We start from the raw sequence: 23641 nt of genomic DNA, 5'->3' as shown, positions 1-23641 counted from the left end.
GAACTATATCATGAAAAAGTTACTTCTATTCATTTTGTTTGTGGGTTTTATAAAAATTTTCTCACAGGAGGGTATTTCATCTAATCAAAAAAATGAGAAGACTAATACTATTTATGATAGTGTTTATCCTGAAGGAATATACAATTTTAGACATAAATTTTATGAGATTTTTGACAGAGATAAAGTCAATGGAAGAGGAATAACAACATCGGAAACAACATTCGTTGTTACTTCAGAAGGAAAAATCATCAATATAAAATCAACCGGAATCAACATTTCTATGAATAATGAAATGGAGCGAACAATTAAAGAAATGGCCAGATTCAAATGGATTCCTAAAAAGCTAAATGGCAAACCTGTCGATTATAAATATAGGTTTCCCATTACAATAACTTTTGTAGAAGATTAGTAAATGTTTTTGATCAAAAAAAATATTCCAAAGATCTTTAAAATCCTTTTAACTATTGGGTTCGGATATTTCTTTTGGTTAATGCTGAAAATTACATGGGAATATGTTCCGCTGAAAACTGATGTAAGTTTTCTGATGATTAAACAGACTGAAGTCACCAGCCGTCCGGAGTATCTTTATTTTTTCTACACGCATGTGTACATAAGCATTTTCGTTTTGCTTACAGGCTTTTTGGCGATTCTCAGAAAAGATTTCGGAATAAAAGATCTTCACCAAAATGTTGGAAAGGTCTATATCTTTCTGATTCTTTTCCTAGCCGCTCCTTCCGGCATTTACATGGGCATCTTTGCCAACGGAGGAATCTATTCTAAAATTTCATTTGTTATTTTAGGATGTCTGTGGTGGTTTTCGACATTGGAAGCGTACCAGCTGGCCCGGCAGAAGAATTTTAAACAACATCAGCAATGGATGTGGCGGAGTTTTGCACTGACCTTTTCTGCCATTACACTGCGCATGTGGAAAGTAATTATCGTATATTTATTTCATCCCAATCCAATGGATGTTTACCAAATCATCGCCTGGCTGGGCTGGATTCCCAATATTTTATTAATTGAATATTTAATCGCAAAAAAAATACTCTGACAGTCTTGTATTATCATTAACACAAACCATATTATATGAAAATTTTAAAATTAACATTCATCTGTCTGCTTGCCATTGGCTTGATAAGCTGCAAAAAGGAATCAAAAAAAGCAAGTATAAACGCAGACAGTCTTACGGCAAAAAAAGATTCTGTTGTTGCTCCTGAAATTTATAAAGAATATTACGGAATTTATATGGGTGATTTTGCAGGCAAGGAAATGATTACCCCGGAGATTGGAGAAGAATATGAAGGCGAAGTGTATAAAAAAATAGCGCTGAAAATCAACAGGATCACGAAAGACAGTGTTTACGGACAAAGTATTGTTGATGGAAATCAAAGACCTTTTCGCGGTATTTTTAATGAAGCCTCAAAATCATTCATTCTTGATGAACCCGGAAATGATAAAACCGATGGAAGATTTGAGGTTAAGTTAAATAACGACAGTCTTACCGGAAAGTGGAATGCATTTAATAAAACAGCAGTAAAGGCACCATCGAAGACTTTGAAACTGATCAGGAAAGAATTTGTTTATAATCCGAATTTCATGCTCAGCCCGGATAATGACCTCATCGACTGGGAAAACCCGAAAAACTTTGTTGAAAAATATACCGACGAACACACTGGTAATACAGAAACGTATACTGCTTCCAAAAACAGGGTGGCTTCTGATGCGGTATTTAAAATCAATGCTTCCACACAGAAATTAACGGAAAAAGATCTTAAGAATCTCCGTAAGCTGGATATGGAAATCATTAAAAATGCCGTGTTTGCGCGTCATGGCTATTCATTCAAAAAGGCTACTTACAGAAATTTCTTCGAACAGACTGACTGGTACATCCCCGTTTCCAATAATGTAGACAACGATCTTACCCCGCTGGAAAAGGAGAATGTAACTTTGCTAAACCGCTTTATTAAATACGCGGAAGACAAATACGACAGCTTCGGAAGGTAATTACACAGTAGTTTCTGACTTGGTGAAAGTCAGTAGCAGCAAACATCCGGCCGCATAACAGGCAATATCCACCCATGAAAATGAGTTCCCGATAATGATATACATCATGCTTCCCGGTGGAAATCCCAGCTTATCAGCAATATGGAAGTACTGTGCCCATTCTACGATACATGAAAATATAAAGATTCCGAGGATGAGTTTCCGGTTGTCTTTGATGACTAAAAAAGATTTTACCAGCGTATAAAGCAGTATCACGACGATTACATCCCCAAGATAAGCCCGGACAAAGAAAATATCTCTGAATACCGTAGCAATGAGAACTTCAATGAAGAAAAGAAGAATGGATAAAAGAAAATATTTCAGGCTGAATGTTAATCTTATCATGGAATATTATTTCGGAGCAATGATATTAAAATTTAATGAATAAGTTTTTCAGATAATGATTTTTTCTTTTCAGGATTAAGGATTCGGCGCCCTGCGGGCGCCGAATCCTTAATCCTGAAAAATTCTTATAAATACCACAAAATTTCATTGCTGAATTTCGATATTAAAAAATATTTCTGTTAATTTTGCGGAAATTAATACAGCATGAGAAAAAATTATTTATTATTCGCTTTATGTTCCGTAATTTCTTGCGGAACTGCAGATCAGGATACCTCAGAATTTGACAACCCAATTTTGGTAACTAAAATGGTTCAAGATGGCGACAATTTTACATTCAGTTACAATGGTGCCAAAATAACCGAAATGAAAAACACCACCGAAAACTGGACAAGAACCTTTACTTACTCGGGAGACTTAATTACAAAATATGTTGATACTTTCTCCGACGGTACTTTTGATACCGTAATACTTACCTACAACAGCAATCAGAAAATTACAAAGAAAACCTATACCTCAAGCGATTTTCCCAATTCATCAAATACCATAACATATATTTATATCGGAACTGATCAGATTAAAATAACACAAACTTCTGCTTCTCCGGGCAATACCAAAACATACATCAGGGATGCTTATACCAATTCTGACGGCTCATTAAAAAACTGGACGGAAACTGTTACCGACGTTCAGGGTACAACAACACGTACAGGAACGGGAAGCCTGCAAAACATTGTTTATGACGGAGGACATTACCCTTTCAAAAATGTAACAGGTTTTATAAAAATGTTGGAAAGTGAAGACATGAATGGATCGGCAAGGAATGTTAAAGAGTATAAGAACATCATAACCTATTCCAACGGAGGAGAAGAATCCACCATTTTTAAATCGACGTATGAGTACAACAGCAAAAGCTACCCTACAAAAGCGATCCGGGATTATTACCACAGCAATAACCAGCCGTACCAATCGGAGATCACCACCTATGAATACAACCATTTATGATATCAGAGCGCTTCGGCGCTTTTTTTGCTGCTAAAAAACAATCAAATATATTACAGCATGAAGAAGGTCATTTTATTTTCAGTGTTACTCGTCAGTACCTTTTTATTCTCACAGACAGATTACAGTTCCGTTTCACAGCTTCCGGATTATGTAGTCTTAAAAAAGAAGATGAAGCTGGATGATGTTGTTACCAAAGCAGATACTCCTCCAGAATTCCCGGGCGGAATGGATAATTTCAGAAGACAGTTTGCAGAAAAGATGGACATTATCGATGTGAAATCAAACAGTATTAATACACGCGTTTATTTCATTGTTGAAAAAACAGGGTATGTAAGATCGGTCGCTGCGACAGGAAGTGACAAAAAGCATTCGGATGCGGCAGAAGCAGCAGTAAGAAGGTTATTTGTGAAATGGAAACCAGCCACCGTCAATGGCGAGCCGGTTCGCTATCTGTATACTTTTCCTTTAACGCTCAAGAAAAATTAAATTAATCGCTTAAACAAATTATTGAAACCCTGTTTAAACTAATTTAGGAATTAACCGAGAACCAAGGATATAAATACATTACAAGAATCAAACACAAGGTTTGTCTTTCCCGAAGGGAATCTCAACATAGTATTAGAGATTCGCATGAAAAGATTCACTTCCGGAATGATAAGCGAGACCCATATTCTGGCACCCCCCTAAAAATCTTTGATTTTCTTCTTCTGTGCTCTGAAATATGCGCAAAGTTTTAGCCTAAATCTAATATGACTCATGTGCCATAAAAGCTTTTGTGACTTTGTGGTTAAATAGATTCACGTCTGGATTCCCTGTAAGAATGATAAGCACACATATTCTAGCACTCCTAAAAATCTTGATTTTCTTCTTCTGTGCTCTGAAATATGCGCAAAGTTTTAGCCTAAATCTAATATGACTCATGTGCCATAAAAGCTTTTGTGACTTTGTGGTTAAATAAAAAATTGAAGCAGACTTAAAATGATTGGTTACCCGCCGATCATTTTTTTTATGGAATTAAGCTTCATTAAAGCTTCTATCGGTGTCAGCGTATTGATATCTATTTTCGTCAGTTCCTCCCGGATATTTTCCAGCACCGGATCATCGAGCTGGAAGAAGGAAAGCTGCATATTTTCTTCAGTTACTCTTTTAATGCTTTCCGAAGAGCTGCCCTGCGCACGGCTGGCTTCCAGGGTTTTCAGAATTTCATTGGCTCTGTTGACTACCTTTGAGGGCATTCCGGCAAGTTTGGCAACATGGATTCCGAAGCTGTGTTCGCTTCCGCCCGGAACCAGTTTTCTCAGGAATATGATATTGCCCTTGTTTTCCTGGATGGAGACATGGAAATTCTTCACCCTTTCAAAATTCACGGTCATTTCATTCAGCTCGTGATAATGGGTGGCAAATAAAGTTTTAGCCTGTGTAGGATGCTGATGAAGGTATTCCGCTATAGCCCAGGCGATAGAAACCCCGTCGTAAGTGGAAGTTCCGCGGCCGATTTCATCTAAAAGGATAAGGCTTCGTTCCGAAATATTATTCAGGATATTGGCGGCTTCATTCATTTCAACCATGAAGGTTGATTCTCCTGCAGAAATGTTATCCGTTGCCCCAACCCTTGTAAAAATTTTATCTAAAATACCGATTTCTGCATATTTGGCAGGAACAAAGCTTCCGATCTGTGCCATGAGACATACAATAGCAGTCTGGCGAAGGATCGCCGACTTACCCGCCATATTTGGCCCGGTGACCATGATGATCTGTTGGGAATCTTTGTCTAAAAATATATCATTCGGAATATACTTTTCCCCTAAAGGAAGCGCATTTTCAATAATCGGATGCCTCGCCTCTTTCAGATCAATGGCAAAGCTTTCATTGAGAACAGGTTTTGTATAGCTTTCAGAAACGGCCAATTCCGATAAACCAACTGCGACATCAAGCTGCGCAATGATATTCGAGTTTTCCTGAATCTGATCCATGTAAATGATCGTATCGCCGCATACTTTTCGGTACAGCTCATTTTCCAGCACCCCGATTTTCTCTTCTGCACCAAGAATCTGGTTTTCGTATTCTTTAAGCTCTTCTGTAATATACCTTTCAGCATTCACGAGTGTCTGTTTCCTGAGCCAGTCGGCAGGAACTTTATCTTTATGGGTATTCCGAACCTCAATATAGTAGCCGAAAACATTATTAAAATCGATTTTAAGACTGGAGATTCCCGTCCTTTCAATTTCCCGCTGGCACATCTCATCGAGGAAACCGCGGCCTTTTGACTGAAGACCCCGCAACCGGTCGAGCTCTTCCGAGATGCCTTCTTTAATGACATTTCCTTTCGCAAGATTCACCGGCAACTCATCATTCAGGTGATTCTGAAGACATTTGATCAGCTCTTCCTGATCGTATAAAGGATCCAGCCACGCCAATACTTCGGCATGAGGGTGAAGCAATCCTTTAATTTTATGAATATTAATTAAGCTTTGGCGCAGATATCCCAATTCTTTTGGGGAGATTTTTTCTGCCGCCAGTTTTCCCATCAATCTGTCCAGATCCGAAATCGATTTCAGCAACTGGGAAATTTCATATTTAAGATGATCGTTTTCGTTTAAAAAGTCAATTAAAGAAAGCCTTCTGCCGATTTCAGCGACTGATTTCAAAGGAAGAATAATTCTTCTTCGCAACAGCCTTCCTCCCATGGGCGTTGAGGTTTTATCGATGATATCCAGCAAAGATTTGCCTTGTGGACTGCTTGGGTATACAATTTCAAGATTTCTCAGGGTAAAATGATCCATCATCAGATAATCCTCCTGTGGGATAACCTGCATTTTGGTAATGTGTGACAGTAAATTATGGTGCGTATCTTCAACCAGGTAAGCGAAAATAGCACCGGCAGCCGTAATGGCCAGCTGCTGGTTTTCAACGCCAAAACCTTTCAGAGAGTTGGTTTTAAAATGGCTCGTAAGCTTTTCGTAGGCAAAATTAAACTGATACGCCCAGTCTTCCAGCTTAAAGGCACTCCGGTTTTTGATCTGCTCCGGAATCTGAACGCTCCGTTGATAAATAATTTCGCTGGGATCAAAGGTATTAACAATATGAAGTAATTTTTCTAAATTCCCTTCACTCACCAGAAACTCACCGGTAGAAATATCCACCAGGGCAATCCCAAACTTCTCTTTTTCCTTATGCAGAGAAAGCAGGAAGTTGTTCTTTTTTGAATTTAAAACCTGATCATTAAAGGTCACTCCGGGTGTCACCAGTTCCGTTACCCCTCTTTTTACGATTCCTTTTACCATTTTAGGATCTTCCAGCTGGTCGCAGATCGCTACACGCATTCCGGCACGTACCAGTTTGGGCAAATAAGAGTCTACAGAATGATGTGGAAATCCGGCCAGTTCGATATGCCCTTCCCCATTAGCTCTTTTGGTAAGTACGATCCCTAAAATCTGTGATGTTCTAACAGCATCCTGGCCAAACGTTTCGTAAAAATCCCCCACCCTGAATAGCAAAAGCGCATCAGGATATTTCGCCTTGATGGTATTGTACTGCATCATTAACGGGGTTTCTTTCTTTGCTGTCTTTGCCATTAAAATCTGTCTTAAAGAATTAGGTCGGTAAAAATATGAAATAAAACAGTAGGAGGAAAGTGTTTAAAAAAGATGTCTTTATTAATATCGTATGGCGCCACCCGCACTGTCCGGACACCGCCATCAATACTGTCCGTTCACTGCCATCAGAGCAGACCGGTCAGTAACGCAGGCATGAGGTCTAATTATTAGTATAATGAGCTCCTGTTTGGAAAACATTTCCTGCCGGAGTTTTTTGTGGGAGGTGCATAAGTATTTGAGATTGGGAATACGAATAGCCTTGAAAGCCTTCACTTTTCTGAACGGAATATTTCCCTATAAAATCTTAAAAAATGTAGTCCCACTTAGACTACTTTTTCTGTGACAAATGTAAACAAATTCTCATTACTTCCAAATAATAATCCGTTGTTTTTTAATAGGTTAATTAATTAGCTACTTTAATTTCGCTTAAAAAATGGCCGATCCAGAGGAAAAGAAACTGCCCTCGTTTTTACCTTAAAAAAAGAGAACCATGCTGATTCCTAAATCATTGTTTATAAAAGTAGTCTAAGTGGGACTACCTTTTTGAACACAATGAAAATACAAATAATGACCCTTTCCCAGCTCCCTCATTTCCTTCGTTTTAGCGTAAGAATGCTGTGTTTGCAGGTATTTTTCATTGCTGTTTTTATCAGTTCCCAGACTCCTTTTTCCTACTCCGACTCAACAATTTTTATTTCTGAAGATTTCAATCTTTTAGAAATTATCACCAACCACTTCAGCCGTCCTCCGCCTATAATAGCGATATTTTATTAAACACAAATGACACGAATTATTTAAACACAAATGAGCACAAATATCTACGCAAGAATAACACGTATGATTTACACAAATAACAGAAAAACCCTAATGCACAGGCCACTTGCCACGCCGTTTGTCATCCCGTAGGGATCTAAGCAAAGCATTTTCACACAACGTTTGTGAAATTAGTGTCCATTAGTGTCATTCGTGTTTAAGAACAATACCGCACTCTTATAAGTGAAATCGAAGATTCGACGTAGTCAAACGCCTTTGTGAAACTCAATAAGCATATCATATTAAAGAAATCTCTGTGTGTTCTGTGTTACCATAAGCTTACATTATTAAACAACAAACAAACTCATAAATACAATACAATGAAAAATATACTAACAACTGCTGCTCTGCTATTCAGCATGACAGCATTCGCTCAGGTGGGGATTAATAACACTTCCCCAAAAGCGACACTCGACATTACCGCCAAAACAACAGATGGCAGCAAGCCGGAAGGCTTAATTGCTCCAAGACTAACTGGTAATCAAATCCAATCAGGAACGTATGGATCAGGCCAGACAGGAGCTATTATTTATGCTACTGCAGGGGCCACCGCTCCCAATGCAGTGACAGTTAATATTACTGCACCAGGCTACTACTATTTCGATGGTAGTGTGTGGCAGAAAATGACCGGGGCTTCCGCCGCCGATGCTACGACAACGGCCAAAGGGATCGTACAATTGGCAGGAGATTTATCCGGAACCGCAGCATCACCAAGTATTGCCAGCAGTGCCGTGACCTCTGCTAAAATAGCAGACGGTACCGTAGCCAATGCAGATTTGGCTTCAGGAGCAGGTGGAATTTACAAAGGGGACGGCTCCTTATCCGGGAATACTACCGTGACACAGGGAACCAACACTTTGGCTTTTACTTCAAATGCAACGAATGGTTTTTCTGTAGATGGAACTACCTTGTCGGTAGATGCGGCGAACAATAGAGTAGGTATAGGAACAACAACTCCTAATGCTACTCTGGATGTTAGAACTAATCCTACATCTACTACCGATCCTGGAACAGGTATGTTTGGCTTGGGTACTACAACAGCGACCGCAACAGCAGCCGGAGCGGGTGCTATGCGATACAATACAACTTCTAAAGATATACAATACTCTGATGGTTCAAGTTGGAGCAGTCTTGCGAAAAGTGATCCATATGGAAGTTTTGTACCAGTTGTTAAATTGGTAGCACGTAAAACCACTGTACAGAATGCCGGCGCAGGAGCTTCATCTACCATTACATTTCCTACAGTTGTTAACAATCCGGATGGAGGATATAATGCAAGCACCGGAATTTACACAGTACCCGCTGGGGAATCAGGATTATATTTCGTATCTTCTGCTTATCAGGTAGGTTTTAATAGCTGGAGTAATGGCTATGACTTGCAAGTGGACTTCAATGGATTTTCTATTTCGTTAATTAGTGTGGGAAACTATCAAGCTTCATCATCTAATATAGGAGGATCAGTTTCATATTATCTTACAGCAGGACAAACGATAAAAATAAAATCTCAAACCTGTTCAGGATGTACTGCTAATTCCTATACCTATAACTCAGGAGTATTTTCTATAACAAAATTAAGTGCAAATTAATCCGATGCTCTGTCGCAGATTTACAATATGTAATCTGATATAATGGATTAACCTTCAAGGTTTCCAAACCTTGAAGGGTTTTAAAACCAACAATCATTTTTAAATTAATTACTTATGGCAACAATTCTTCATCGCATCAAAGCGTATCTGTACGATAACGTTTTAACGAAAGACAATCCCAATGATTTTACGGCGCGCACGGCGAGCGAGCGCAGCCTCAATGTTCAGCAGATCTGCCAGGCAGCGGTATCCCGTGGCGGGGCAGACATCTCCGCCTCTTCCATGGAGCATGCTACCGAACTTTTCCTGAAAGAAATGGCCTACCAGCTTTGTGATGGCTTTTCAGTCAATACCGGTTACTTTACTGCAAGCACAACCATTAGAGGTGTATTCGACAGTCCTTCGGAGACTTTTAACAAAGGCAAGCACAGCATTATTTTCCAGTTCAACCAGGGAGAAAAGCTACGCGCAGAGATTCCCAACATCGAGGTGAATATCTTAGGCGTCGCAGAAGCTTCAGCAGTGATCTTACAGGTTACGGATGTCAAGAGCGGTTCGGTCAACGACCTGCTTACACCAGGAAGAAACCTGAAGATTATGGGCAGCAAGATTAAAGTCGCAGGTGATGATGCTTCGGTAGGGATCTTTTTCGTAGACACTGCTACACAGGAAAGAACGAAAGTAGAGCAAAGTGATATTGTGACCAATAATCCTTCGGAGGTTATGGTGGTAATTCCTGCATTAGCAGCGGGCACCTATAATCTGGAAGTGGTAACGCAGTTCACCCAGGGCGCTCTTCTGAAAGAAGTGCGAACGGCTACCCTTGATAAAGTACTTACTGTGGTGTAAGGGAAAAAGAAGCGCTACAGTCAACACCGTGTTGACCGCCCGATCAAGGGTGCGTTGACCGTTCGGTCAAGGGTGTGTTGACCGCCCGAGTGTGGGGGTGTTGACCGTACGGAGGTTACTTATTACTAAAGTAAGGCTTAACCTCAACGCAAGAACAAGCCATCATTCCATCGTAAAGATGGGTATTTTCATCAGTGTGTTACTCCGGTTGGGAACTTTTCCCGGCCGGAGTTTTGGCTTCGGCTCCGCTCAGCCACCGTTGGGTTGGAGGGTTTAAGTTGAAGGACAGGTGGCTTCTATTCGCCTCAGCCACCGGGAAGGAAAGCGTAAGGGCTGGTAGCTTCGTGTGTGGCAGCGTAATAAACCACCCCGTCGCAAATTCCGTTGGAATTTCCGCCACCCCTCCGGAGGATGGGAATTTGAAGCAGTCGGTGTGAGATAACGAAGGGATACATACCCTGCAGGACAGGTGGCTTCGGCTCCGCCACCGTTGGTTGGAGAGTTTAAGAGTGAGAGTGCTGTAGGGTTTAAAGCGGTACAAAATTCCCCTCAGTGGAGGGGTGGCAAAAATTCAAAGAATTTTTGACGGGGTGGTTTAAGAAGAATTGCGGGACTGGTGGCTTCGACTCCGCTCAGCCACCGGGAGACGGAACGTAAGGACTGGCGGCTTGGCGTGTGGCAGCGTAATAAACCACCCCGTCGCAAATTCCTGTGGAATTTCCGCCACCCCTCCGGAGGATGGGAATTGGGAGCAGTCGGTGTGAGATAACGAAGGGATACATACCCTGGCAGGATAGGCGGCTTCGATTCGCCTCAGCCACCATTGAAGGGAGGACACCACGCTCCCTTGTCATCCCGTAGGGATCTAAGCCTGAATCTTTCCAGGATAATGTTAACGATGCCGAGATTCCTACGGAAATCACAGATTCGACGTAGTCAATGACAAAGTGTGTGGGTAGTTTCGGGAGTTTTAGAGTATGAGCGTTTCAGCGTCTTAGGTTTATGGATATTTCTACAGAACGACAGAAAGCAGTCGACTGGTGGACCCTGAGATTCTCGAAGGGTCGCGTTACAACTGGTGGCTGAGCGGAGTCGAAGCCAAAGCCGCCAGCTTTTTAGGGAAGTCAGCAATTGCGTTAAGCTTAGGATTTTCCGGCAGACATTTCGGCTAAAGCTTTTGCGCTTTTCTCGTACGCCCATTTTTGCTTATAGTTTACCCATTTGGCCTTAAAAAGTTTCCTCATTAACTTGTCCGTGTACCGCATGATGAAGACATGATACAGCATACTGGCAAAAACTCTGGGCTTATTGGGCAGGGCACGGAGCGACATGGAGAAACCGGGCTCCAGGTACCTGTTGAAATGCCAGAAGGCCCCCGGAATAAACAGGGCATCCCCATGTTCCATCAAAATTTCATAGCCTCTTGCCTGCTTTAAAGCAGGAAACTTTTCATAATCCGGGTTTTCGTAATCAACATCGTAGATCGTATGAACCGACAAGGGAACTTTATATAAAAAAGCAGACTGCTTCTGATCAAACAGCAGAATCCTTTTCTTCCCTTCAAAATGAATGTGGAGGAAATCTCCCAGATCAACGTCATAATGCATCAGCACATGGGCTTCACTTCCCCCGAAAAACAAAGTTGGCAGTCTTTTGAAAAACTTCATGCCCAAATCAGGATAGGTGAAATTTTTCAGCAATTCCGGGAGGCGGTCGGTAATAATGTAAAAGAAAATACGCAGATCGGATGGTTTACTTCTGATGGTATCAATATAATCCCTCATTTTCATGTGGGTCACCGGCGCATCAGAGCTTTTGGATGCATCCGCAGGCTTGTTGTCGTAAAGAGGAACTTCCTGATCTCCCGCCTTTTCACGGATAAAATCAAAATTCCATTGATCGAAGGCATCCCATCTGCTGGCAAAATTCTTGATCAGCAACGGCTTCTGCTTCTTAAAATAGTTTTTCTGAAAATCTTCTTTACTAATATCTGTTACGACATCTACATTTCCGAGAATCATCTGGTGTGGTGTTTTAATTGTGAAATAAAAGTAAGGCTTTTTTGAATTTCAGGAAAATTTTAAAGCTACTATCAATTATCATTTTCCATACAGTATTCTTTTTTATCCCGAAATATGTTTAAAACTAATTTTAAATTTAACCACAAAAGGTTCAAAAGATCAGCTCATCTTTTATTTAAAGTTGATGACTACAAATGAAAAAGGTCACAGTAGCTTTTAAAAATCTGAGATTTTTATCTTTTGGAACTCCAAATATTCTACTCATCGCGTTATGATTATCTTTTGCAATTTTTGTGGTTAATTCTAAAATTAGCTAACGGGTTTCAAGCAAATAAATTAACAGAGAAATAATACCTCCGAAAATAATCACCGCACAACCTTGTGGACTTGTAGATTTCCTTTTCCTTCCGAATGTGCTTACATAGTGACCGCTCACCCATTTCCCATCTCTTCTGAAATGTCCTTTTCTGTAATATCCCATAATCCTATTTTTTAACAAAGAAAAAATGAACCGGGCAATAAAATTTATGGTTTTCCGTAAAACAAAAACGAAAGCGAAATTTTATATTTGTACGGACTAACCGATCTTATGAGAGTTTACAATACCAAACATTTTCTAAAAATCCTTTTCAGCCTGCATAAAAGCGACACCCTGAAGATCCTTTTCCCAACCATGCTGCTGATAGGATTATATGCCTGGGGAATTGAATATCTCGAGGTTGAGTATCTTCATCTGTCTTCAAAATCACCAATCAGCAATGTTAGCATGATTCACTCGCTGCTGGGTTTTGTGCTGTCTTTGCTTTTGGTTTTCAGGACCAACACCGCATACGACCGATGGTGGGAAGGAAGAAAGCTTTGGGGTAAATTGGTCAACGACTCAAGGAATTTCGCGGTAAAGATCAATACCATTCTTGCCGAAGACAGAAAAAGTGCTGAGCAGATCGCCAGATACCTGAAGTTTTTCCCGCATTTTCTGGCCAAGCATCTTTCAAAAGAATCGACAAGGCTGGCTTTGGATGAGGATTATTCTGAAATTGAAGAATATATCAAACATCACGGCCCCAGCGAAATTGTAATTCTGCTGACCCACAAACTGAATAAACTAAAAAAGGAAGGCAAAATCTCCGATATAGAAATGCTGTATCTGGATACGCAGCTTTCAGGTTTTCTGGATGTCTGCGGTGGTTGCGAACGGATTAAGAACACCCCGATCCCCTATTCATATTCATCCTTCGTCAAAAAGTTTATCATTCTGTATGTGCTGGCTTTACCGGTCGCATATGTGATTTCTATTGGTCTTTTTATGATTCCGCTTACGGTTTTTGTTTATTATGTACTGATGAGCCTTGAGATGATTGCCGAGGAAATTGAAGACCCTTTTAATAACGATGAAAATGATATCCCGATGGAGACTATCGCTCAGAATATTGAGAGAAGCGTTCATCAGATCATGTGTTCGGGAAAATAATCAAATCTGAAATAATCCTGAACTCGTACATATTTATAAAACATTAATAAAAATATACAATTGGTACAAAAATTAAAACTGGAAGAACTCAACAGAATTGATGTGGAAACCTTTAAAACGGTTGAAAAGATCCCTTTAATTGTAGTATTAGACAATATCAGGAGCATGCACAATGTTGGAGCAACCTTCAGGACGGCGGATGCTTTTCTCATTGAAAAGATTATTCTCTGCGGGATTACGCCTCAGCCGCCACATCGTGAAATTCACAAGGCTGCACTGGGCGCTACGGAAAGTGTGGACTGGAGCCATGAAAGTGATATTAATACAACCATTAATGATTTAAAATCCCAGGGATTTGAAGTCGTGGGCATTGAGCAGACAACAAACAGCACAATGATCACCGATTTTACGATTGATCCGTCTAAAAAGTATGCGGTAATCTTAGGAAATGAAGTAGAAGGAATCAGCGATGAAGCATTGGCAAATATTGATTCTTTTATTGAAATTCCCCAGCTGGGAACCAAGCATTCTCTGAATGTAAGTGTATGCGGCGGAATTGTGATGTGGGAGTTTGCCAAAGCCCTGAAATAAAAAAACTGCATATGTCTAAAACACAGTGCAGTTTGAAATAAATCTAATAAAAAGTAAAAATGAAAGGCGACAAAGATACCTAATTTTTTGTCACAAACAAATTTTAGGATCGCTTTTTTACTTTTTAAGGAAAAAAAGTTTGAAATTCAGAAATAGTTTCGTTTAATTTTTTATAAATTAGCACAATGTTTATCAAGGAATATATCTCGAAAGACTTTCCGTGTTTTAGCCTGACTGACTCTATAGAATCAGCAAGAGAGACGCTAGAAGCATTTGGATATTCTCATATTTTCATCAAAAAATCCCATCATTTTTACGGCGCCATCGCAGAAGATTTTCTTTATGAAGAAGAAGGTATTCTGAAGGATCTGGAACACCAGATCGAGCGCTTTGCCATTCTTGAGGACAATAATATTATGGATAGCATCAGGCTATTCTATACATTCAATGCCAATGTGATCCCTGTCATCAACAAGAATGAAAAATATCTGGGATACATCACCTGTGAGGATATCTTTCAGGATCTGTCAAAATATCCGTTGTTCTCTGAATCTGGTGCTATTCTCACCGTTGAAACACCCGGCAGAAAATACTCGATGACTGAAATCGCCAATATTGTTGAAAGCAACAACTCCAAATTTTACGGAGCCTTCATCAGCCAGATGTCAGATGATGTGATCCAGGTGACGATCAAGATCAGCAATGAAAATCTGAGCTCTATTGATGAAACATTCGACCGGTACGATTATCGTATTGTACAAAAGTATTACTCTGATGAAAAATCAGATTTGTTTCAGGACAGGTTCGGGTTTTTCCAAAAATTTATAGAAATATAAAAACGAATGAAGGCAGCCATATATTCCCAGAAAAAAGATCTAGATACCTTTTTATATTTAAGCAAATTTATTTCTGAGCTTGAAAACAGAGGCGTAAAATCTGTTTTGTATGATGAAATGGCTGAAGCGCTGCAGTTCTCAAAAATCTTCGAAACGTTCAATTGCAAACAAGATCTCCTGGATAAAGAGATTGATCTTTTTTTTACGTTTGGTGGAGACGGAACGATCGTTAATTCTTTAACTTTTATTGAAGATCTGGAAATTCCTATTGTAGGAGTGAATACCGGAAGACTTGGATTCTTGGCCAGCTTTACCAAAGAAGAAGCTTTTAATGAACTTGATTCCATTTTAAAAGGAGATATAAAAACCAGCCGCCGCTCCGTCATTGAAGTAGTGTCGCCGGAAATAGAAGATTTTTCTCCTTATGCTCTGAACGATGTAACGGTTTCAAGAAAAGAAACCACCTCCATGATTACAGTGGATTCTTATATTAACAATGAATTTCTTAATGTTTTCTGGGGCGACGGTGTTATTGTCTCCACTCCTACCGGTTCTACCGCATATTCACTGAGCTGTGGCGGGCCGATCATCTCGCCGAACAACGAAAACTTTGTCATCACCCCTATTGCCCCACACAATCTCAATGTGCGGCCATTGGTGGTAAATGATAAGGTGGAAATAAAATTTAAAGTGGAAAGCCGCGTACCACAGTATTCCCTTTCCCTGGATTCCAGACTGATCCATATTGAAACAGATAAGGAAATCATCATTAAAAAGGCAGATTTCCAGATTCTTCTGGTACAGCCAAACAACCTCAGCTTCTATGAAACCATCCGCCAGAAGCTACTTTGGGGCAGGGACAAAAGAAATTAACAATTAAGCAAAAATGATTACCTTTACAGGAATTTTACAAACCCTAATAATTTATATTAAAAAGTAAAACATGAGCAGAATTTTCCCGGCAGGAGTTGCCACAGGTCAATTAGTTACTGATATTTTTCAGCATGCTAAAGAAAACAAATTTGCATTACCAGCAGTAAACGTAATTGGTTCAAGCAACGTAAACGCGGTTTTGGAAACTGCAGCAAAACTAAACTCACCTGTTATTATTCAGTTCTCTAATGGAGGAGCTGCTTTCAATGCAGGAAAGGGATTAAGCAATGACGGACAGAAAGCTGCCATCCTGGGAGCGATCGCCGGAGCAAAACATATTCACACCCTTGCAGAAGCTTACGGAGCAACTGTAATACTTCATACTGACCACTGTGCAAAAAAATTATTGCCTTGGATCGACGGTTTAATGGATGCTAACGAAGAATTCTATAAGCAGACAGGAAAATCTCTTTATTCTTCTCACATGCTTGACCTTTCGGAAGAGCCTTTAGAAGAAAACCTTGAAATCTCTGCTAAATATTTCGAAAGAATGGCTAAAATGCAGATGACATTAGAAGTAGAAATCGGGGTAACCGGAGGAGAAGAAGACGGTGTTGACAACTCTGATGTTGACAATTCAAAATTATATACTCAGCCTGAAGATGTGGCTTATACGTACGAAAAATTAAGAGCTATTTCCGATAACTTTACGATTGCTGCTGCTTTCGGAAACGTACATGGAGTATACAAGCCTGGAAATGTAGTTCTTACTCCGAAAATTCTTGATAATTCTCAGAAATATGTTCAGGAAAAATTCGGAACTGCTGCCAAGCCAGTGAATTTTGTATTCCACGGAGGATCTGGATCTACTTTGGAAGAGATCAGAGAAGCAATTGACTACGGAGTGATCAAAATGAATATCGATACAGATCTTCAGTTTGCATACACAGAAGGAATCAGAGATTATATGGTGGATAATATCGATTATTTAAGAGCTCAGATCGGAAATCCTGAAGGAGAAGAAAAACCGAACAAGAAATTCTATGACCCAAGAGTTTGGGTAAGAAAAGGTGAAGAAACATTCGCTAAGAGACTTGTTCAGGCATTTGAAGATTTAAATAACGTAAACACACTTAAATAAAAATTAATGATAAATGATGATTGATAATTGATTTCAATTATCATTTTTTTCATCATTTATCTTTCATCAATTATATAAACAATATGGCATTCGAGTGGTTTAAAAGAAAAGCACAAAATATTACGACCTCTACTGATCAGAAGAAAGACGTTCCCAAAGGTCTTTGGCATCAGACCCCTTCAGGGAAAATCGTAGAACACGATGAGCTGAAAAGAAACAACTATGTTTCTCCTGAAGATGGCTTTCATGTAAGAATAGGAAGTGCAGAATTCTTTGATATCCTTTTTGATGAAGGTAAGTTCACAGAATTGGACGCTAATGTTGAAAGTATTGACATCCTGAACTTTAAAGATACCAAGCCATACGCCGACCGTCTGAAGGAAGTAAAGGCTAAAACAAAGCTTACTGATTCTATCAGAAATGCAGTAGGCACCGTAAAAGGAACCGAAATAGTGGTTTCCTGTATGGATTTTGCTTTTATCGGAGGATCTTTAGGATCGGTAATGGGTGAGAAAATCAGAAGAGCAGTAGACTACTGTATCGAGAAGAAACTTCCTTACATGATCATTTGCCAATCCGGGGGTGCAAGAATGCAGGAAGCAACATACTCTCTAATGCAGTTGGCAAAAGTGCAGGCTAAGCTGGCACAGCTTTCTGAAGCAGGCCTTTTGTATATCGCTTATCTTTGTGACCCTACTTTTGGAGGAATTACAGCTTCTTTCGCGATGACAGCAGACATCATCATGGCAGAGCCGGGTGCACTAATCGGTTTTGCAGGGCCAAGGGTAATCCGTGAAACCATTGGAAGAGATCTACCGGAAGGATTTCAGACTTCGGAATTCCTACAGGAAAAAGGATTCGTTGATTTTATCGTAAAGAGAACAGAAATCAGAGAAACGATCTCTAAAACAGTGAATCTGTTAACGGTAAAAGCTTAATAATTTATAACAAAATACAGCAATCTCTCTCTGAACAGGAGAGAGATTTTTATTGATGAGAACTTTCAGCATATTTTTCAATACGATCCGCAGTATGAGTTTTAAAAAGATCATGCGCCTTCTGTCGCTTGTTCTTCCTCATCCTCTTTTCTCCTTGTTAAGTTTTCACGCAACCCTTCAGGCATACTCCATTGCGCAGAAAAAATTTCCGAAAACAGCTTCTACCAACGGCATCGGAAATGCTTTCAGACATGCATTATGGTGTTGCTTTATTATGATGTATTGCTGTAAGATTTCCTCACCGGAAAAAGCACTGGCGTTCTGCAAAAGAATGACTGATCTCCATGAAGAACTGTTTCCTAACAAACCACTGGAAACGAAAATGGATCTTCACAACAACAAAATCGGAATGGATTACTTCATGGAACTCCTTCCGGGAATCCACCGCCAGTTCTTTGAAAAAAGCTTTTTCATCGATGGCCTTGAAAAGAAAATGAAAGATGCTAAAGTTTTAAAGAGTCTGGATGATGATTTTGAGGGATTCCTTGTGTATTTGGATGAAAAGTGAATGGTGAATGGTGAACTTTGCTTCACCAGTCAATTTTGCTATGCAAGTGAATCTTTATCAGCCTGAAAGTTAACTATTGACACCAAGGAATTGACTATTGACAACACAACCCCTTTGTCATCTGAAGTTTTTTTGATAAGTTTAACCTATATTTAATTCAATCAAATGGTTCTCAGCAGAATTTGGTCGGCTTTTATCATTGTTGCCATTGCCATTGCCAGTATAAAATACATTTCATCAAGTCATTACAAAACCATTTTTAATGACATGGTGGTAGGAAAAGGTGGTGATACGGTGCAGATTGCGACTCAGAAAATGAATACGCTTTCTCCTATTGTCCGAGACAGTTTGTTGAAAAAGCCAGATTTTGCCGACAGCAGAATCCATTATAAAACCGATTCGCTGAAACAGGATGTGAAGGTTTACCGCATTCAGGAGGCAGACGGCGTGATCGGAACTTCAGAAACTGCCGTAAAAATATGCCTTGGTCTGATCGGAATTATGACCTTGTTTATGGGTTTCATGAGTATTGCTGAAAAAGCAGGAGGAATTAATCTTTTAAGCCGCTTTATTCAACCATTTTTCTCAAAGCTCTTTCCTGAAATCCCAAAAAACCATCCTGCTTTCGGACATATGCTGATGAATTTCAGCGCCAATCTTCTGGGACTGGACAATGCCGCAACACCTTTTGGCTTAAAAGCCATGGAAAGTTTACAGACGTTAAATCCTCAAAAAGATACGGCAAGCAACTCGCAGATCATGTTTTTGTGCCTACACGCAGGCGGAATGACATTGATTCCTGTTTCTATCATTGCCATTCGGGCTTCAATGGGTTCGAAAACGCCGACAGATATTTTCCTGCCCTGTATGATCGCAACTTTTGCCGCAACCTTGGCAGCGATGATCATTGTTTCTTTATATCAGAAAATCAATTTATTGAGACCTGTTGTGATTGCTTACGTTGGAGGAATTTCAGCGCTGATCGCTTTACTGGTTGTATATCTCGTGCAATTAAGCAAAGATCAGCTGGATGATTTCAGTAAAGTGGTAAGTAATGGCTTAATTCTATTTATCTTTCTGGCCATCGTCTTAGGTGCAGTTTACAAAAAAATCAATGTTTTTGATGCTTTTATTGAAGGCGCTAAAGAAGGCTTTACCACCTGTGTCAAGATCATCCCTTACCTGGTTGGAATGCTGATCGCTATTTCTCTCCTAAGAACTTCCGGAGTTTTTGATGTCATTATTGACGGAATGAAATGGGTTGCCAATACCGCCAATCTGGACCCCCGTTTTGTAGATGGGCTTCCAACTGCTTTAATCAAGCCTCTTTCAGGATCAGGCGCAAGAGGAATGATGGTCGACACGATGGCTACATTTGGAGCAGACAGCTTTCAGGGGAAACTCGCCGCCGTTCTTCAAGGAAGCTCGGATACGACATTCTACGTGATTGCCGTGTATTTCGGGGCTGTAGCCGTCAAAAACACGAGATATACGGTAGTTGCTATGCTTCTGGCGGATTTGGTGGGTATCATTACCTCTATCGCTTTAGCATATTTATTCTTTGCTTAAAAAATTCAAGGTTCAATGTTTAAAATTTAAATATTGAAACATCATATGATCAACCTTAGACACTAAAATTTAAACCAAAACTATGATTACAGATAAAGAATTTACGTTAAGACTGATACGTCAGTTAAGCCAGGCATTGGAAAAACTGATCCTGGATAAACCCGAAGAAAGTTTAATGCAAAAAGAACTGGATTTTGATTCGTTAATGAGAGATATTTTCAAGATGAGCTTCACAGAAATTTCTTCCAAAACGAAAGAAGAGCTGATCGAAATTGTAAACGAAAGACAAGAAAGAGATCACAAAGATTATTATGAAATGTTGGGAAATCTCTTTTATTTTAAAGGAAAAACAGAATCTAACAATGATTTTCTGGATAAAGCAAAAACATTCTATGAGCTCTATCTTCAAACAAGCGGTATTTTTGCACTTCCTGTAATCAACAGAATCTCGGAAATAAAAAAAGCACTTGAATAAAGTGCTTTTGTAATTTAAAATGTAATCTTATAACTTCCGGTGGAAGAAACACTGGCTTTTTCAGCCTTCACATATTTCTTAACCCATGAAATAGCATTTGAAGTGATGCACGGATCTGACGTGCCTCCCGATCTTCTTGCGGAAACTACATTTCCCGCTTTGTCTACTGTATAAGCTATGGTAATCGTTCCACTGGCAGTACAGTTATTTGCCGGTTGTGCACCTCCTCTGCCCATCGTTCCGGGGATGAACCCGACCAGTTTTCTATCGATCCCCACTTTGCTGTCGCCATTACCGTCTCCTCCTAAAGGATCTCCTGCATTTCCAATTCCGTTTCCGTCTCCCTGGCTTCCGGCTTTCGTTCCTCTTCCTTTAATCAGGTTTCCGATGGCTGCCGTTCCCTTCCCGTCCCCGTTTCCGGTTTTTGAATTGGAAGTTACCGCACCGGATTTCTTGGTATTTTTGGTGGCACTGGTGCTCGCTGCAGATTTTTTAGTCTCTGCTTTGGATTCCTCTTTCTTCGGGACACTTATTTTTGAGTTGTTTCCGGTAATGATTTTATCCTTAGCCTCTGATTTTTGTGTTTCAGGCTGTGGCTCTGGCTTGATAACTGTTTTTGTTTCCGGAACGGCTGCTTCGGCAGGCTCTGTAACATTTTCCGTTGCGGCAGCTAAACTTCCCGGCTGATCTGCGGGCTCTTCTGCCCCGTTTCCGTTTCTGTTGTCTCCGAAATTTACCAGCATGGTGGTTACAATTTCCGGTTGCTGATCCAGTTCCGGTTTCAATTTATATAAAAAAACAAACAGTAAGATCGCAGACCAAATCAGGATAGAAAGCAATGCGCTTTTTATCCGGTCTTTATTTTGTTCTTCTCTGCTTATAATGTGGCTTCTCATTTTAAATGGATCCTTTCCGCTCGATTCGGAGTTGTTATTTATCTTTAACCGTTGCAATGGCAATATTAAATTTATGCTTTTCTGCAATTTCCATTACAAAAACAACATCTTTATGCATGGTGTTTTCGTCTGCTCGTATGGTGAAAGACTTGTTGGTCTGGTTAGTCAGTTTATTGACAATCATCTGCTCAAGCTGAGCTTTATCAACAGGATTATCATCCACGAAATATGATCCGTCGGGTTTAATGCTTACCGTGAGCGGATTCGGAATATTATCATCAACGGCTCCCGTCTTTGGCAGCTTTACGTCAATAGCACTCTGATTGGCGGCCGAAGATGTCACCATAAAGAATATGAGCATCAACAGGATAACATCGGTCATCGCTGCGAGACTGAATTCGGGATTTGCTTTATTTCTTCTCTGAATTTTCATCTGTTTACTTTCTTGTTTTTAATGGTCAGACGGAACCTTTCGGTTTCATATGAAGATTTATAAAGGTTTGTTGATAAGGTCTAAAAATTCTCCCGACATATTCTGTGCTTTCAATACAAATTTATCAATTCTTGTCAATAATAAATTGTAGAAGAAGTTTGCCGGAATTGCCACTGCAAGACCAACAGCCGTTTGTCCCAGCGCCGTATAAATACCTTCCGACAAGGTTTTAGGAGAGAAAGATCCGCTAGCATGGGATAAATTAAAGAATGCAATGATCATCCCGATTACCGTTCCCAAAAGTCCCAGCATTGGTGCAATACTCGGAACAACAGCCAAGAGATTCAGGTTCTTTTCCATATTGGCCACCTCAACCTGGGCCTGTGATTCCATCGCGCTTACGATATCGGATACCGGTCTTCCCAGTCTGGATATTCCTTTTTCCAAGATTCTTCCTTCCGGTGAATTTTGTCTTTTACAGTAATCCATTGCAGATTCTATTTTGCCTTCTTTGATGAAGTCTTCAATATTATCCATAAAGTTGGCATCTGTTTTTGAGGTCAGCCTTTTAATAAAGAAAAACCTTTCGAAGAAGAGATAGACGGAAAATACACCTAAAAGGAGTACGGTCACCATTACTATTTTAGCAAAGGCTCCCCCGTGAAACATGATTTTCCAAAATGAAAATTCTAAATCTTCTGCCGCGACTGCAGGTGCAGCAACCTGTGCAAATAAAATCTGAGTAAGTTCCGTTATCAGCATTAATGTGTATTTTTATAAGAGTTGTAACGACAAATGTAATGGAATATTATGAAATGCTATCTTAAAATTTGCTTAAAACAACTTAAAAAATTGTTATTTTCAACAACAGCAAATTTCTTTCCAAAAAAATCTGAAAAGAAACATGATATCAATTCCGCAGAAGGAGAAGTGTTAAAGATTAATCTTCGTCTACTTCAATTTCATCCTGCTTAAATTCGCATTTCAGCCTGAAAGGAATCGGAGTACCGGAACCTGTATAGAAATCATCAATTGTTCCTTTCCATACTACCTGCAGCTCTCCCTCTTCATTCTTATCAAACTGAAGTTCATTATCATAGATAAAAGCCTCTTCATCATCGAAAAGATCTACTTCCGTGAAAGTATCTTCGTCAGAATCACTGATTGTAATTGTTTTTCCTTCTATTTCTGCAGATTCGATAGGGAAATCGAAAACTTCAAGTGAAAGTTGAGGAAAATTGTATTGCAGAGAATCATCATCTACATGATCCAGACCGTCATCCGTAATAATCTCAACCTCTAAGAAATGTTGTTGGTTGCTGTAAACCGCTTTACAATAAGTGTTTCTAATATTGTACTTTAGCGTTTCGTCCGGATGGTAAATTTTTAAAATCCCTTTCATTTTTTCTTAAAAAAGAGCTGTAATAATATGATTGTTAAACGTTTTCAACAAAGATAAAAAATAGATTGAACGTGAAAAATTTTTTGAAAATTATTTTTAAAAATTGCCACATTTAATTACTTAATTTTCCCCTGTAGCTATAATGTCTTAAATAAAACCCTTTGCAATTTTGCTTAAAGCCAAGTGTTTTTTA

General features: G+C 39.6%; 25 protein-coding genes. 17 read left to right on the top strand and 8 right to left on the bottom strand.

Going from position 1 to position 23641, the window contains the following annotated elements; translation table 11 throughout:
* The first annotated feature begins 10 nt into the window (after positions 1-10).
* The 3 genes from BMW64_RS13480 to BMW64_RS13470 are packed head-to-tail and all read left to right on the top strand — an operon-like array spanning position 11 to position 2004.
* Positions 11-409, top strand: coding sequence for an energy transducer TonB (locus tag BMW64_RS13480; RefSeq protein ID WP_143052704.1), 399 nt, complete (start codon positions 11-13; stop codon positions 407-409).
* A gap of 3 nt (positions 410-412) precedes the next feature.
* On the top strand, positions 413-1051 hold the full coding sequence (locus BMW64_RS13475; protein ID WP_090000482.1) for a DUF2306 domain-containing protein: 639 nt from the start codon (positions 413-415) through the stop codon (positions 1049-1051).
* A 35-nt stretch (positions 1052-1086) separates the two neighbouring features.
* Positions 1087-2004: a YARHG domain-containing protein gene (locus tag BMW64_RS13470; protein ID WP_090000481.1), complete on the top strand. Its 918-nt coding sequence runs from the start codon at positions 1087-1089 to the stop codon at positions 2002-2004.
* On the opposite strand, the gene BMW64_RS13465 is transcribed toward BMW64_RS13470, so the two are convergent.
* Positions 2005-2388, bottom strand: a complete 384-nt coding sequence (locus tag BMW64_RS13465; RefSeq protein ID WP_090000480.1) for a ribosomal maturation YjgA family protein — start codon at positions 2386-2388, stop codon at positions 2005-2007. It abuts the gene before it with no gap.
* A gap of 204 nt (positions 2389-2592) precedes the next feature.
* Between BMW64_RS13465 and BMW64_RS13460 the strand changes: the two genes are divergently transcribed.
* Positions 2593-3390 (top strand): hypothetical protein, encoded by a 798-nt coding sequence (locus BMW64_RS13460; protein WP_090000479.1) that lies wholly within the window; start codon positions 2593-2595, stop codon positions 3388-3390.
* Positions 3391-3447: 57 nt separating this feature from the next.
* Positions 3448-3876 carry an energy transducer TonB gene (locus BMW64_RS13455; RefSeq protein ID WP_090000478.1) on the top strand — a complete coding sequence of 143 codons (429 nt, stop codon included), beginning with the start codon at positions 3448-3450 and terminating at the stop codon, positions 3874-3876.
* Positions 3877-4376: 500 nt separating this feature from the next.
* On the opposite strand, the gene mutS is transcribed toward BMW64_RS13455, so the two are convergent.
* Positions 4377-6965 (bottom strand): DNA mismatch repair protein MutS, encoded by a 2589-nt coding sequence (gene mutS / locus BMW64_RS13450; RefSeq protein WP_090000477.1) that lies wholly within the window; start codon positions 6963-6965, stop codon positions 4377-4379.
* A 573-nt stretch (positions 6966-7538) separates the two neighbouring features.
* On the opposite strand from mutS, the gene BMW64_RS13445 reads away from it, so the two are divergent.
* The 3 genes from BMW64_RS13445 to BMW64_RS13435 all read left to right on the top strand — a co-directional run bounded on the left by BMW64_RS13445 (position 7539) and on the right by BMW64_RS13435 (position 10234).
* Positions 7539-7760, top strand: a complete 222-nt coding sequence (locus BMW64_RS13445; RefSeq protein WP_143052703.1) for a hypothetical protein — start codon at positions 7539-7541, stop codon at positions 7758-7760.
* 359 nt (positions 7761-8119) lie between these two features.
* Positions 8120-9385 carry a hypothetical protein gene (locus BMW64_RS13440; RefSeq protein ID WP_143052702.1) on the top strand — a complete coding sequence of 422 codons (1266 nt, stop codon included), beginning with the start codon at positions 8120-8122 and terminating at the stop codon, positions 9383-9385.
* A 114-nt stretch (positions 9386-9499) separates the two neighbouring features.
* Positions 9500-10234, top strand: coding sequence for a DNA-binding domain-containing protein (locus tag BMW64_RS13435; protein ID WP_090000474.1), 735 nt, complete (start codon positions 9500-9502; stop codon positions 10232-10234).
* Between the two features lie 1142 nt (positions 10235-11376).
* Here BMW64_RS13435 and BMW64_RS13425 read toward each other — a convergent pair.
* Together BMW64_RS13425 and BMW64_RS20715 are read right to left on the bottom strand one after the other, a co-directional pair.
* Complete coding sequence (locus BMW64_RS13425; RefSeq protein ID WP_090000472.1) at positions 11377-12255, bottom strand: cupin-like domain-containing protein; 879 nt, start codon at positions 12253-12255, stop codon at positions 11377-11379.
* 313 nt (positions 12256-12568) lie between these two features.
* Positions 12569-12736, bottom strand: coding sequence for a hypothetical protein (locus BMW64_RS20715; protein WP_177175293.1), 168 nt, complete (start codon positions 12734-12736; stop codon positions 12569-12571).
* An 87-nt stretch (positions 12737-12823) separates the two neighbouring features.
* On the opposite strand from BMW64_RS20715, the gene BMW64_RS13420 reads away from it, so the two are divergent.
* From BMW64_RS13420 to BMW64_RS13380, 9 genes are all read left to right on the top strand, one after another.
* Complete coding sequence (locus BMW64_RS13420) at positions 12824-13726, top strand: bestrophin family protein (RefSeq protein WP_228400924.1); 903 nt, start codon at positions 12824-12826, stop codon at positions 13724-13726.
* 60 nt (positions 13727-13786) lie between these two features.
* Entirely contained in the window at positions 13787-14317 is a 531-nt protein-coding gene (locus tag BMW64_RS13415) for an RNA methyltransferase (protein ID WP_090000470.1), read from the top strand.
* A gap of 185 nt (positions 14318-14502) precedes the next feature.
* Positions 14503-15153, top strand: coding sequence for a CBS domain-containing protein (locus BMW64_RS13410; RefSeq protein ID WP_090000469.1), 651 nt, complete (start codon positions 14503-14505; stop codon positions 15151-15153).
* A 6-nt stretch (positions 15154-15159) separates the two neighbouring features.
* Entirely contained in the window at positions 15160-16026 is an 867-nt protein-coding gene (locus tag BMW64_RS13405) for an NAD kinase (RefSeq protein ID WP_090000468.1), read from the top strand.
* A 70-nt stretch (positions 16027-16096) separates the two neighbouring features.
* Positions 16097-17167, top strand: a complete 1071-nt coding sequence (fbaA, locus tag BMW64_RS13400; protein WP_090000467.1) for a class II fructose-bisphosphate aldolase — start codon at positions 16097-16099, stop codon at positions 17165-17167.
* An 83-nt stretch (positions 17168-17250) separates the two neighbouring features.
* On the top strand, positions 17251-18105 hold the full coding sequence (gene accD / locus BMW64_RS13395; RefSeq protein WP_090000466.1) for an acetyl-CoA carboxylase, carboxyltransferase subunit beta: 855 nt from the start codon (positions 17251-17253) through the stop codon (positions 18103-18105).
* Positions 18106-18160: 55 nt separating this feature from the next.
* Positions 18161-18673 carry a DUF6973 domain-containing protein gene (locus BMW64_RS13390; RefSeq protein ID WP_090000465.1) on the top strand — a complete coding sequence of 171 codons (513 nt, stop codon included), beginning with the start codon at positions 18161-18163 and terminating at the stop codon, positions 18671-18673.
* A gap of 165 nt (positions 18674-18838) precedes the next feature.
* Positions 18839-20242 (top strand): nucleoside recognition domain-containing protein, encoded by a 1404-nt coding sequence (locus tag BMW64_RS13385; protein WP_090000464.1) that lies wholly within the window; start codon positions 18839-18841, stop codon positions 20240-20242.
* A gap of 82 nt (positions 20243-20324) precedes the next feature.
* Positions 20325-20717, top strand: a complete 393-nt coding sequence (locus BMW64_RS13380; RefSeq protein ID WP_090000463.1) for a hypothetical protein — start codon at positions 20325-20327, stop codon at positions 20715-20717.
* A 14-nt stretch (positions 20718-20731) separates the two neighbouring features.
* Here BMW64_RS13380 and BMW64_RS13375 read toward each other — a convergent pair whose 3' ends face one another.
* The 4 genes from BMW64_RS13375 to BMW64_RS13360 all read right to left on the bottom strand — a co-directional run bounded on the left by BMW64_RS13375 (position 20732) and on the right by BMW64_RS13360 (position 23448).
* Positions 20732-21613: a ferric siderophore ABC transporter substrate-binding protein gene (locus tag BMW64_RS13375; protein WP_090000718.1), complete on the bottom strand. Its 882-nt coding sequence runs from the start codon at positions 21611-21613 to the stop codon at positions 20732-20734.
* Positions 21614-21647: 34 nt separating this feature from the next.
* Positions 21648-22046: an ExbD/TolR family protein gene (locus BMW64_RS13370; RefSeq protein ID WP_090000462.1), complete on the bottom strand. Its 399-nt coding sequence runs from the start codon at positions 22044-22046 to the stop codon at positions 21648-21650.
* A gap of 57 nt (positions 22047-22103) precedes the next feature.
* The gene (locus BMW64_RS13365; RefSeq protein ID WP_090000461.1) at positions 22104-22808 is read right to left on the bottom strand and encodes a MotA/TolQ/ExbB proton channel family protein; all 705 of its coding nucleotides are present in this window, start codon (positions 22806-22808) and stop codon (positions 22104-22106) included.
* A gap of 178 nt (positions 22809-22986) precedes the next feature.
* Complete coding sequence (locus BMW64_RS13360) at positions 22987-23448, bottom strand: hypothetical protein (RefSeq protein WP_090000460.1); 462 nt, start codon at positions 23446-23448, stop codon at positions 22987-22989.
* Positions 23449-23641 lie beyond the last annotated feature (193 nt).

The sequence above is a fragment of the Chryseobacterium taichungense genome (assembly GCF_900109935.1).
GTDB classification, from domain to species: Bacteria; Bacteroidota; Bacteroidia; order Flavobacteriales; family Weeksellaceae; genus Chryseobacterium; species Chryseobacterium taichungense.
This window is presented reverse-complemented; position numbering and strand designations above follow the sequence as displayed.